Source organism: Sorangium sp. So ce117 (assembly GCF_051524395.1).
In the GTDB taxonomy this organism is placed as follows: Bacteria; Myxococcota_A; Polyangia; order Polyangiales; family Polyangiaceae; genus Sorangium; species Sorangium cellulosum_B.
Genome location: NZ_CP150309.1, coordinates 9710753 through 9722705, shown reverse-complemented (window position 1 = coordinate 9722705; position 11953 = coordinate 9710753). Strand labels below are relative to the sequence as shown.

The window sequence follows — 11953 nt, the reverse complement described above, 5'->3', positions numbered from 1 at the left end:
AAGGGTGTAAGGCCGCGGAGCAGAAAAGCGCTCTCCCGCGCCGGAATGACGGTCACTCCCGCTTGGAACCACTTGCGGGGAGGGGCGAAGAATTATCATGTCATCTGCAGGCGAGTGCCTCGCTCGGTCGCCGCCGGCGCCGCGAGCAGGCGAGAGCGCGATCGCCTTTCAGAGGATCTCACGTGCCGGATCTCGGGTGCTCCGCGCCATCGATTTGCCAGGTGCGAAGCGCCCGACGCGCCTGCGCCGCCGCGCGGGGGGGAGAGCGCGCGCGGAGCCGCCCCGCCGTGGCCGCAGACTCCCGAATACGCCGCGAGATGGCCCCAGCTGCGCCCGTCTCCCTCGACGGCGCGATCGCTCCGTTTAGTTGACCTCCGCCGCGGGCCTTGATACCGGGTTGGCGGTCGGCACGCCGTGGGCAGGTGAACACGGCGGGCGGGCGCGGTTTTCCTCAACCACAGCTCAGGAATAGCGCCCTCCGCTGACAAGGCCGCGGATTTTGGCCTTGGGAGCAGCTGGCTTGGTTTTTGCGCAGCACCTCTCCGGCAGCTGGACTGTACTGGAAGGAGCTGACGTGGTGTTGGTGTCCGCACGGGAAGGCGACGGAGGTTCTTCGATGGTGGAGCGGCAAGTCCGGAAGCGGGTGGGCGTCGTGATGGGCGGCTCGTCGGGTGAGCGCGACGTGTCCCTGCGCTCGGGCGCGGCCGTCGCCGAGGCGCTCGAGGCCCGCGGGTACGATGTCGTGCGGATCACGCTCGGGGACAGGTTCGGCGCGGAGCTCTGCGCGACGCTGCAGCGCGCGCAGCTCGACGCGGCCTTCCTGGCACTGCACGGACGTCTCGGTGAGGATGGGTGCGTGCAAGGCGTCCTGGAGCTCGCCCAGATCCCGTACACGGGGTCGAGCGTGCTCGGGAGCGCCCTTGCGATGGACAAGCTGAAGGCCAAGGAGATGTTCCGGCTGCACAACGTGCCGACGCCTCCCTACTACACTGTGGGTGCGAATCAGGACCTCGAGGAGCTTGATGCCGTCCATGGCTCGTTCGGGTTCCCCGTCATCGTCAAGCCGCGCGGCGAGGGGTCGAGCCTCGGCGTGACCAAGGTCGGGTCGCTCGAGGAGCTGAAGTCGGCGCTCGCGCTGGCGTTCGAGTTCGACGACGCCGCCATCGTGGAGCGGTTCGTGGCGGGGACCGAGGTCAACGTGGGCATCCTGGACGGGAAGGTCCTTGGCGCGATCGAGATCGTCCCGAAGAAGGGGCTCTATGACTACGAGGCCAAGTACACGCCGGGCATGACCGAGTACCACATGCCGGCGCGCCTCCCGCCGACCCGCTACCGCGGCGTCCTGAACCTGGCGGAGCGGGCGGCCCAGGCGCTCGGATGCACGGGCGCAGTGCGGGTGGATCTGCTCGTGACCGGCGGAGAGAACGAGTACGTGCTCGAGGTGAACACCCTGCCGGGCATGACCCAGACAAGCCTCCTGCCGAAGATCGCCGAGGCCGCAGGCTACGAGTTCGGCGACCTCTGCGAGGCCATCCTGGCGAGCGCCAGGCTGCACCAGCCGGTGCGGCGCCGCGCGCCCGCCGCCTCGGAGCTGCGGCTCAGCGAGCGGGGACAGGCCGAGAAGCGGCTGCGCCTCGTGAAGTCGGCGATCTGAAGCGCCCCCTCGAATTTTTCGGGAAAATTCACAGGGAGGCGAGGAGACGGGGAGTAAAATCCCACCGATCTCCCCGTCTCCCTGTTCAATTTCCGCAATTACAGCAGGACTCCTCGCCGCGTCTGGCGCTGCACCCGACCTCGGCCGCCTGGCTCGGTCCGCCCTGCCCCGGGACAGGCGCTAAGGCACGCGCTTCATCGTGATGAAGTCGGTCGCCATGCCCTCGACGATGGGCTTGAGCTTGAACACGTCGCCTTCACAGCGGTACTCGAAGAGGGTTCCGGGGCGGTCCATGCCAGAAAAGGCGTTGGTCGCGGGCACGGGCATGTCGCGGCCGCCGAGCGTGGCCTTGGTCTCGACGCGCAGTCCGCTCATGTCGGCGCGCGTCGTCTTCCAGCGGCCAGGGCCCGCGGGCTCGTATTCGGCGCTGGAGCGGCCGTTCATCTTGAGCGTGATCCTCAGGGCCATCCCGGCCGTGGGCGCCTCGAACACGTTCTCGACGCCGCCCTCGCTCGTCTCGCACACGTAGCTGCCACGCTCGTTGCCGTTGAACGTGCAGATGTACTTCCCGCGCTCGCTGACGACGCGCGCACCCGACGAGTTGCGCGCCAGCGTCTCGAGGAACATATCGGCATAGTCGTATTCCCACTTGCCTGTCGGGCAGCTCGACGCCGGCGCAACGGCGGACGCTCCGCTCGGGGCAGGCGCAGCCGGCGCGGCCGCGGTGGTCGCGCCCGCGGACGCAGGCGCGCTCGCGGACTCGGAGCGGTCACAGGCTGCGAGCGCAGCGATCGACACCACGGTGAATGGGAGCAGGTGAGGACGTGCCATGCGCCGAGGGTACGCGCCCAGGCGCGCAGTTGCACGCATCCTCCCCGGCGGGGGCATGTCGCCCTTGATGCAGACCCCGAGCCCGTCGCAGAGGGGGCCTCGGCAAGCGGACATCATCCTGCGTGGACCGAGCGTCTGGAAGAGCTTACTCAGCCCGCCGCCGCCGGGACCGATGATGTTGGGACACCACCGCAGCGTCGAGCGCGTGGTCGCCGCACGCGGCGCGCCTCGGTTGACAGATTCCGGGCGGCGGGGCATCGAGAGCTCGGGGGCGGGCGCCAGGGCGCCCCGCCCCTCCGACGCAGGCACGGGCGGCGTGGCGGTGACCCGAGAACTCGTTCTTCAGCTCGGCGCGGCGGGTCAGGGGCCGCTCTTTCTGCAGATCGCGCGGGCCATCGTCGAAGACATCGAACGGGGCCGCCTGCGCCCCGGCGAGCGGCTGCCCTCCAGCCGCAAGCTCGCCATCCAGCTCGGCGTGCACCGCAAGACCGTGATCGCCGCGTTCCTCGAGCTCGCGCGCCAAGGTTGGATAACGAGCGCGCCCGCCTCCGGCACCTACGTCTCGAGCGACCTGCCCGCCAAGCTGCCCCCCTTCCGCCGACGAGCCCTCGCCGACCGGGCCGGGTTCGACCTGCCCGGACGCCCCTTGCCGGCCCCCTCCTCGACCCCGCGCGCCGGCCTGCTCCTGCTCGGCGGGGTGCCCGAGCTCGGCTTCGTGCCGAGGCTGGAGCTGTGCCGCGCCTACCGCCGCGCGCTGCTCGGCGCCGGGGCGCGCGCGCTGATGGACTACGGCGACCCCCGGGGCGAGCCGCGCCTGCGCCGGGCGGTCGTCGAGTTGCTGACCCGGGCGAGGGGCGTGCGGGCGAGCGTCGAGTCGGTCAACATCGTGCGCGGCAGCCAACAGGGCCTCTACCTCGCGGCGCGCGCGCTGCTCGATCCGGGCGACTGCGTGGCGATCGAGGCGTACAGCCACCCCGCCGCCCGCGGCGCGCTCGAGCTCTCCGGCGTGGAGCTCGTGCCCGTGCCGCTCGACGGCGAGGGGCTCGACGTCGCCGCGCTCGAGGCCCTCTGCGCGGCCAGGCGGATCAAGGCGGTCTACACGACGCCCCACCACCAGCTACCCACGACCGTCACCTTGACCGCGCCGAGGCGCGTGCGCCTGCTCGAGCTGGCGCGGCGCCGGCGCCTGCTCGTGCTCGAAGACGATTACGACCACGAGTTCCGCTACGAGGGGCGGCCGGTGCTGCCCCTCTCGTCCGCCGACCGCCACGGGGTGGTCGTCTACCTGGGCACCCTGTCGAAGATCTTGGCGCCGGGGCTGCGGCTCGGCTTCGTCGTCTCCACCCCCGACGTCGCCGAGCGGATCGCGGCCTACCGGGCCTTCGTCGACCACCAGGGCGACCACGCGATCGAGCGCGCCGTCGCCGAGCTGCTCGAAGACGGCGAGATCGATCGGCACACGCAGCGGGTCCGGCGCGCCTACCGCGCCCGCCGCGACGCGCTCTGCGAGGCGCTCGCGCGCCACCTGCCCGGGCTCGAGTTCGACCCCCCCAGCGGGGGCATGGCCCTCTGGGCGCGGGCCCCCGGCGTCGACATCGACGCGTGGGCCCGGCGCGCGCACGCGGCGGGCGTCTCCTTCCAGCCCGCGAGTCACTTCGCGCTCGGTCGCTGGCCGCTCGACTTCGCCCGCTTCGGGTTCGCCGCGTGCGACGAGGCCCAGCTCGCGGACGCGGCGCGGCGGCTCGCGCAGACCTTGCCGAAGGCCCGGTCGAGGCCCGCGGGTGATCGCCCCTGACGCGCGCCTCGCTCCCCGCGGCGCGCGGGCGACTGGACTACTCGACATCGACGATCTGGCCCCAACGCAGGGTGCCTGCGTGGGCTAGGGTCTGACCGAATAGGAGACCCGAACATGGTCAAAGCTTTCTTCGCCAGCATGACATTCGGCGCGGCGTTGCTCGGCTGCGCCCAGACCGAGGCGCCGAACCCGCCCCCCGCGGAGGGGGAATCGGAGAGCCAGGCATCGCTCACGACGTCCGCGAAATGGCTGGTGCAGCCGGGCGCGCGCCTGGTCTTGCTCGGCGTCACCAGCGACAATCACGCCCTCTACCAGGAGGGAGAGCACGTGTACGCGACCGCGCTCAAGCCGGGCGCGACGAGGCAGCGAGTTGCCCAGGTGCCCTTCGGGAACACGGCGTTCGTCTACACCGTCGGCAAGGTCGCGTTCTGCTGGACCAACCCCGACCGGACCTTGCCCGGCTTCGGGGTCAGCCCCCTTGTCGTGTGGAGCGCGGCATCCGGCCCGCACGAGGCGTCTGCCGCCTCGCCCATCGGGACCTTCGCGACCTCGGCGAGCGCCGACGGCCGCTCGGTGCTCTTCCCCACCCATGGCAACGCCGACGGCAGCGTCGGCGACGTCGAGCTCGCCTCGACCGACATGAGCGAGCGCACGACGCTGCTCGGCGCCGTGCCGATGGGCTTCCCCCGGGGGTATTGTCGGCCCTTCGCCGCGTTCGTGGGCCGCCACGGCCGCTCGCACCCTGTCGCGCTGCACTGCGAGGGCGCCACGAGCTCTGCCACCTTGTCGAGCTGGGAGCGGGGCGAGAGGGTCGACCTGTTCAGCGGCGTCGCGACGCCCCCCTTCTTCAGCGCCGACGCCGACGGCGGGTCGTTCTTCACGACGCTGGCGGGCTCGGGGCACCCCGTCGTCGTCTCCGACGACGGCGAGGTGAGCGCGCTCGACGAGGTGCGCTCGAGAATAGGCTTCTTCACCAGAGGCAGCTTCGTCGTGTACACCGCGCAAACGGAGGCCGGCCTCGAGCTGCGCCGCGCCACGCAGGGCGACTGTCCGTCGACCGAGACCATCGCCGACGAGGTCGGGGGCATTCTCACCGTCCTGGCCGGGTCGAAGGTCATCACCGACGCGTGGGCGTCGCCGGACGGCAGCAAGGTGCCCTTCTTCACCCAGCGCGACCCGGCGACCGGCCTCTCCGACGTCGCGCTCGCCGACGCGCGCGACGGTACCCCGCCCCTGTCGGTCGACCCGCAGGCGCGGAACGTGCTCGGCGGCCCGCCCTTCAGCGCCGACTCGAAGCACTTTCTGTTCGCCCGCATCGTCGACCTGACGGCCGGCACCGCCCCCCTCTTCGCCTCGGCCGAGGGCGGCGTGCGGCAGTTCAGCGACGACGGGGGCTGGAGCTACCTGCCGGCCGTTCGCGGCCTCGTGTCGTTCAACGACAACACCCACTTCGACGCGGAAGACTTCGCGAGGTCGACGGCCGACCTGAAGGTCGTCGACCTGTCGCGCAAGCGCCTGAAGCCTCGGCTCATCGCGCCGGGGGCGAACCTGACCTACTTCAGCAGCCACGGCGGCCGCCGCCTCGCCTTCACGACGGACCTCCCCGGTACGACGGCTGGCCTCTATTCAGCCGGGGTCGACGAGTAGGCGCGCCGAATCGGCGAGTCGGGCCCGGCCAGCGCGGGCGCTCGTGCGACCACGGCGGCCCGAGAGAACTCGGCGAACGGCGGTAAATCAGCCTGCCTTGCGGAAACCCCTGGACCGCGCGGCGAGCAGCGCGGCGAGGAGGAGCCAGGGCACGGACGAGCCACCCGCGTCAGGACCGGCGCCGCGGGCCACGGCGCAACCGTTTCCGTGCGCGCGCGGCGGGGCGCTCCCCTCCGGTGCAGGCGCCGGAGACGCGCCACCGGCGTCGCCGCCGGAGCCGCCGGACCCGCCGGAGCCGTTCGCGGCGGCGTCGCCGCCCTGGCCCCCGCCGCCCTGGCCCTCGCCGCCCTGGCCTCCGCCGCCCTGGTCCCCGCCGCCCTGACCCTCGCCCCCCGCGCCGCCTCCGGAGCCGCTGGCCGCCTCCGCGAGCAAGCAGCCCCCGGCGATGCACTCGCCGCCTGGACAGGGCGCGCCGTCGAGCTTGTAGCGCCTCTGGCAGGCGCCGGTGGCCGGCGCGCAGACGGCGCGCCGGCAGGTAGAGGTGTCCGGCTGCGGGCAGAGGAAGGGATCGCCGCCGACGCAGGCGCCGTTCTGGCAGGTATCGGTCTGCGTGCAGGCGTTGCCGTCGTCGCAGGGGCTGCCGTCGGGCTTGCGCGGGTTGTCGCAATCGCAGGCGTCGCCGACCCCATCGCGGTTGACGTCGGCCTGGTCGGGGTTCGCGACGAGGGGGCAGTTGTCCACCGTATCGCCGTCGCCATCGGCGTCGTCGTCCTCGTCGCAGGCGTCGCCGAGGAGATCGCCCGCGGACAGGCCAGCATCGGTGTTGGCCTGGAGCGTGTTCGGGACCGCAGGGCAGTTGTCCTCGCTGTCGGGGATGCCGTCCTCGTCGGTGTCGAGCGCGCAGGCTCCGGCCCTGCACTGCCCGCTGAGGCACTCCTTCGGGAGCGAGCACGGGGCGCCGACGGGCTTCTTCGGCAGGCAGTCGCCGCCGGTCGCCGCGCAGTAGGCCGAGTCGGCGCACTGGGTGTCGAAGGTGCAGCCCGTGAGGCAGGCGCCCGCGACGCAGCGGTACTCGGCGCAAGATCGGGTGTCGCCCTCGGCGCAGACCCCGCGGCCGTCGCAGAGGGGGGCCTCAACGAGCTCGGAGGCGCCCTTGCACGAGGCCGCGCCGCAGGGGGCGCCCTGCGCCCGCAGCTGGCAGGCGCCGCGGCCGTCGCAGAGGCCGGTGGTGCCGCAGGAGGAGGCAGGCTCCGCGGCGCAGTCGTCGTCCGGATCGGCGCCGGCCTGGATGGGCCCGCATGCGCCGTCGGGGCCGGCGCCCTTCTTCGCGGCGGAGCACGCCATGCACGCGCCCGCGCAAGGGACGTCGCAGCAGACGCCGTCGACGCAGGAAACGCCGGCGCAGTCCGCGTCGGTGTCGCAAGGATCGCCGGGGAGGGCAGGGATGAAGAGCTCGCCGTCGGCGAGGATGCCGCCGGGCCCGTCGCCGCCGGTGACCAGCACCTTGCCATCGCTCAGCAGCGTCGCCGCGTGGTTGGATCGCTGGAAGTACATCGTCTCTGCCGGAGACCAGCTGTCGGTGGTCTGGTCGTACACCTCCGCCGTCGCGCTACCCTCATAGCCGTAAGCGCCGGCGATGCCCGCCACGATGAGAACCCGCCCGTCCTGGAGCCGCGTCGCCGTGTGGTTCTGGCGCGCGGTGCTCATGGGAGCCCGAGCCGTCCAGCGATCGGTCGCCGGATCATATGCCTCCGCGGCCGCGATGTTGACGTAGTCGGCCCCATAACCGCCTGCGACGAGGACCTGGCCGTCATCGAGCAGCGTGGCCGTGTGGCTCTGGCGCGCGGCGTTCATCGGCTCCGTCGCCGACCAGGTGCCCGTGTCGGGGTCGAAGATCTCCGCGCTCGAGAGGTTGGAATAGTCGGCGCCGACGCCGCCTGTGACCAGGACCCGCCCGTCGCGGAGCCGCGTCGCCGTGTGACTCTGGCGCGCGGTGTTTATCGGCTCCGTCGCCGACCAGGTGCCCGTGTCGGGGTCGAAGATCTCCGCGTTCGAGATGTTGGTATAGTCGGCCCCATAACCGCCCGCGACGAGGACCCGCCCGTCGCTCAGTAACGTCGCCGTGTGGAGCTGGCGCGCCGTGATCATCGGCTCTACCGCTCTCCAGCCGCGCGTGTCGGGGTCGAAGATCTCCGCGCCCGAGAGGCTGACATAGTCACTCCCTTGGCCGCCCGCGACGAGGACCCGCCCATCGTTCAGCCGCGTCGCCGTGTGCGCGCTGCGCGAGCCGCTCATCGCCTCCGCCGCGGTCCAGGCTCCCTGCGCCGGGTCGAAGATCTCCGCGCCCGAGAGGCTGACATGGGCGGTTCCGTAGCCGCCCGCGACGAGGACCCGCCCGTCGCTCAGCAACGTCGCCGTGTGGTCGTAGCGCGCGTCGAGCATCGGTGCTGCTTCCGACCACGGGCTCGCGCCCGTCAGGTCGTAGATCTCTGCGCTCACCTCGGAGTCCTGGTTGCCGCCCGTCACGAGCACCTCGCCGCCCGGGAGCAGCGTCGCGGTGTGAGCGCTGCGGCCCGCGACCATCGCCGGCACGTTCGACCACGAGCCTGCCGCCGGATCGTAGATCTCCGCGCCCGCCAGGGGCCCGGACTCGGACGACGCGGACCCGCCCGTGACGAGGACCGATCCGCCGTCCAGCAGCGTCGCGGCGTGGCGAGTGCGCCCGACGCTCATCGGCGCCGTAAGCGCCCAGCTGTCGCTCGCCGGGTCGTAGATCTCCGCGCTCGCGAACGCTCCCTCTTCCTCTTCCTCCTCTTCGCCCTCGCCGTACCGGTCGTTCGTTGAGAGGCCCGTGACGAGGACGCGTCCGTCGTTCAGACGCGTCGCCGCGTGCTCCTGGCGCGCGATGCGCATCGGCGCCGCGGCGGTCCAGATGTTCTCGGCCGGGTCGTAGATCTCCGCGCTGGCCAGCGTGCCCTGCCACTCGAGTCCGCCTGTGACGAGGACCCGCCCGTCGCCGAGCGGCGTCGCCGTGTGCTGGTAACGGCGAACGCTCATCGGCGCCGCGGCGGTCCAGATGTTCTCGGCCGGGTCGTAGATCTCGGCGCTGGCCAGCGCGACCTCACCGTCGAGGCCGCCCGTGACGAGGACCCGCCCGTCGCCGAGCGGCGTCGCCGTGTGCCCTTCGCGCGGGGCACTCATCGGTCGCGTCGGCGTCCAGCGGTCCTCCGCCGGGTCGTACAGCTCTGCGCTCATCAACAAGCCATCGCTGCCCCGGCCACCCACGACCAACACCTGCCCGCTGGCCAGCAGCAGGGCGGCGTGTTGGCCGCGCGCCTCGCTCATCGGCTGCGCCGGCGCCCAGCTGTCGTCCGCCGGGTCGTACAGCTCCGCGTTCGCGAGATAGCCTTCGCCGCCATAGCCGCCCGCGACCAGGACCCGCCCGTCGTCGCCGCCGAGCAGCGTGGCCGTATGCCCGGCGTCCCGCCTCGTGGCCATCGCTCCGACGGGGCGCCACAGCGGATCCACGAGCAGCAGCTCCCCCGACGCCTCGACAAGCAGCGCGATCTCCGCCCCGCGCGCCTCGAGGCGCGCCGCGATCGGCCGCCCGCCTTCCGCGAACGCTCGCGGCGCGGTGACGCGCAGCCGCGGCGTCCCCGCCGCGTCCAGCACCTCGACGGCCTCGCCGCGCTGCCGCAACGCCGCGCCGTCGACCTCCCAGACGGCGGCGGGCTCACCCGCCGGCACAGCGCCCGGCTCCACCGTGAGCCATTCCTCGATGCCCCCGGCGACCGCCCGCCAGAACGACGCGCCGCCCGCGCGGCCATAGATCACCGCGCCGTCGACCACCGCCCCCTGGCCGGACGCGCCGGCCTCGCGCACCCGGACCTCGAAGCCGCCCGCGCCCGAGAGCCGCATCCAGCCGCCGCCGTCGTGCGGCAGCTCGGCCTGGAGCCGCGGCCCGCGCCCCGAGAGGCCAGACGCGCCCAGGGCGAAGCCGCCGCCGGTCGCCACAGGCGCGCCGGGAGCGCCGCTGCCCAGCACCTCGGTGGCTTGCGCGGGAAACCGGCGCTGCACGAGCGCCGCCGCCGCCGCACCGTCGTGCCCCGCCGCGCACCCGAGCGCGCCCATCCACCCCACAACGGCCAGCACCAGGACGGCCATGACCAGCACGCGAAGACCCGACCCAGCTCGCATGCTGGCGAATGTCTCACGCGGTCACGTCCGCAACAACAGCGCCGCGAGCGCGGCTCACACGAGCGATGTGCAGATCCCGAACCGGGGAGGATAGACCCCGACTCGGCGCTTGCCGCTCCGCGTCTCACGACGAAGTCGATGTCTCAGCTCACGCCTCGAGATCGCCCGGTGCGAGCCTCGCTCCGAGCTGTCGCCCCGGGCCGCCCACGGCCCGCGCGAGCGCCTGCTCGCGCAGGTGCCGTCGCTCCTCGGGCAGGCGGGCGTGCAGGCGCGCCTGCACGCCCGCGAGCTCGCTCTCCGGGTACGAGCGCTCGATCAGCGCCACGAGGGAGCGCCCGGCGGCGGCGTGGCGCACCTCGTCGCGCAGCAACGACTCGAAGACCCGCCGGATCGACGGCTCCTCGGCCGCGCGAACGTGGGCGCGGAGCGTCCTCACCGACTCCTCCTCGACGAGCACGAGCTCGCGGGCGGCGATCTCGAGCGCCCTGGCCGCCGGAGGATCGTCGGTGCGGGGCATGCGCTGCCCCCCGAGGTCGAGGTGGAGCGACTCCCATCCTCCGAGCCATCCGACGACCTCCGCGCACTGGCGGCTGTGGCGGAGCTCGTCCCCGATGATCCGGTGGACGGCGGCGAGCGCCGGGTACGGCGCCTCGGCCTCGACGAGGGCGGCGAGCAGCTCGGTGTAGATCACCACCCCGCGGTACTCGCCCAGGACACGGTGGTTCCAGCCGAGCTGGGCGTGCTCGATATCCTCCGCGGAGAAGCGCCCGAGATCGGGCCTCACGCCGAGCCCATCGTCGACGCCGAATGATGTCTGGGCGTCGAGATCGCGAGCGAAGCGGGCGAGGATCGGATCGTCCGTGTCGAGCGCGATCATCTCTTCTCGATCCGGCTGGGCACGCTCAGCGTGAAGAACGCGCCCATGTACTTGAAGTGAGGCCTGAGCTGCACCCCGAGCCTGTACCAATCGCCCTCGTGCTCGGTGTCCAGGACGAGCACTTTCACTTTGCGCAGCGGTCTCCGGGCGCGCGACGCCGCGGCCACCACCTCCCGGTCCGCGACGTACTGAGACACCCAGTCGTTCAGCTCTTTCTCGGCTTCTTGCGGCGTCTCGAAGGCGTGCTGGTAAGAGCGGTAGATGACCTTGAGATAATGAACGATGCGGGCGAGGACGAAGAGCCAGGGAAGCTGGGTCCCAAGCCTGTAATTCATCTCGCGAAGGCGAAGCTCGCGTTGCCCCAGCAGTAGCTCTCGTGGTCTTCGGTGCTCTCCTCGTAGGCGAAGCTCGCCTCGGCGGGCTCGCCGCGACCGAACGGCGCGCGCAGCAGAAACCGCGGCAGCGCCAGCCCGATCGCGCGTGAGCACTCCTCCGCGCGCAGCTGCTGCAGCGCCTCGGAGCCCTGGGCCAGGCCCGCTGCCCCGAGGGCGTGGTAGCTCTCCACCCCGAGGAGGCGCGGCGAGGCGCCCGCAACGAAGGGCGCCTGGGCCAGGAGCGCCACCGTCGCGCATCGCTGGAGCAGGGTGACGTCCTCCGGCGCCGGGCCGAACTCGAGGTTCGCGAGGATGGCGCCGTACGGCTCGTGCCCGCGCCCGATGGCGCGCGCATAGACGATGGCGTGAAGCCCGCTCGTGTCGGTCGCACTCGCGGATGCGAAGTCGTCCCGCAGGTCGTCCTTCGAGCAATTGAGCAGATCGAGCCGGATGTTCTCGTCGAAGTCGCGAGCCGCAAGAGCGTCCGGCTCCGGGGGAGGGATGACGCCGGTGTCGGAGCGCATGGGCGCGTGGCCCAGAGGGCCCTCACGCCGCCGTGGTCGCCTCGCTGGCCAGCG

8 protein-coding genes are annotated in these 11953 nt (G+C 72.4%); 3 read left to right on the top strand and 5 right to left on the bottom strand.

What is annotated here, in order from left to right:
• The first annotated feature begins 616 nt into the window (after nucleotides 1–616).
• The gene (locus WMF46_RS36430) at nucleotides 617–1654 is read left to right on the top strand and encodes a D-alanine--D-alanine ligase (protein WP_437981419.1); all 1038 of its coding nucleotides are present in this window, start codon (nucleotides 617–619) and stop codon (nucleotides 1652–1654) included.
• A gap of 180 nt (nucleotides 1655–1834) precedes the next feature.
• On the opposite strand, the gene WMF46_RS36425 is transcribed toward WMF46_RS36430, so the two are convergent.
• Complete coding sequence (locus tag WMF46_RS36425) at nucleotides 1835–2485, bottom strand: hypothetical protein (RefSeq protein WP_437981418.1); 651 nt, start codon at nucleotides 2483–2485, stop codon at nucleotides 1835–1837.
• Between the two features lie 322 nt (nucleotides 2486–2807).
• On the opposite strand from WMF46_RS36425, the gene WMF46_RS36420 reads away from it, so the two are divergent.
• Entirely contained in the window at nucleotides 2808–4280 is a 1473-nt protein-coding gene (locus WMF46_RS36420; protein WP_437981417.1) for a PLP-dependent aminotransferase family protein, read from the top strand.
• Nucleotides 4281–4394: 114 nt separating this feature from the next.
• Nucleotides 4395–5927 carry a hypothetical protein gene (locus WMF46_RS36415; protein ID WP_437981416.1) on the top strand — a complete coding sequence of 511 codons (1533 nt, stop codon included), beginning with the start codon at nucleotides 4395–4397 and terminating at the stop codon, nucleotides 5925–5927.
• A gap of 87 nt (nucleotides 5928–6014) precedes the next feature.
• Here the strand turns inward: WMF46_RS36415 and WMF46_RS36410 are convergent, their stop codons facing one another.
• From WMF46_RS36410 to WMF46_RS36395, 4 genes are all read right to left on the bottom strand, one after another.
• Nucleotides 6015–10100, bottom strand: coding sequence for a kelch repeat-containing protein (locus WMF46_RS36410; protein WP_437987977.1), 4086 nt, complete (start codon nucleotides 10098–10100; stop codon nucleotides 6015–6017).
• A 172-nt stretch (nucleotides 10101–10272) separates the two neighbouring features.
• On the bottom strand, nucleotides 10273–11001 hold the full coding sequence (locus tag WMF46_RS36405) for a ferritin-like domain-containing protein (RefSeq protein WP_437981415.1): 729 nt from the start codon (nucleotides 10999–11001) through the stop codon (nucleotides 10273–10275).
• Nucleotides 10998–11336, bottom strand: coding sequence for a hypothetical protein (locus WMF46_RS36400; protein WP_437981414.1), 339 nt, complete (start codon nucleotides 11334–11336; stop codon nucleotides 10998–11000). Before WMF46_RS36400 ends, WMF46_RS36405 begins: the two co-directional genes overlap by 4 nt.
• Nucleotides 11333–11899: a type VI secretion system contractile sheath domain-containing protein gene (locus WMF46_RS36395; protein WP_437981413.1), complete on the bottom strand. Its 567-nt coding sequence runs from the start codon at nucleotides 11897–11899 to the stop codon at nucleotides 11333–11335. The genes WMF46_RS36400 and WMF46_RS36395 overlap by 4 nt, the downstream gene beginning before the upstream one ends.
• Nucleotides 11900–11953 lie beyond the last annotated feature (54 nt).

Coding starts and splice junctions, on each gene's coding strand:
- WMF46_RS36425 (WP_437981418.1), bottom strand. CDS start 2,485: ATGGCACGTCCTCACCTGCTCCCATTCACCGTGGTGTCGATCGCTGCG.
- WMF46_RS36430 (WP_437981419.1), top strand. CDS start 617: ATGGTGGAGCGGCAAGTCCGGAAGCGGGTGGGCGTCGTGATGGGCGGC.
- WMF46_RS36405 (WP_437981415.1), bottom strand. CDS start 11,001: ATGATCGCGCTCGACACGGACGATCCGATCCTCGCCCGCTTCGCTCGC.
- WMF46_RS36415 (WP_437981416.1), top strand. CDS start 4,395: ATGGTCAAAGCTTTCTTCGCCAGCATGACATTCGGCGCGGCGTTGCTC.
- WMF46_RS36395 (WP_437981413.1), bottom strand. CDS start 11,899: ATGCGCTCCGACACCGGCGTCATCCCTCCCCCGGAGCCGGACGCTCTT.
- WMF46_RS36400 (WP_437981414.1), bottom strand. CDS start 11,336: ATGAATTACAGGCTTGGGACCCAGCTTCCCTGGCTCTTCGTCCTCGCC.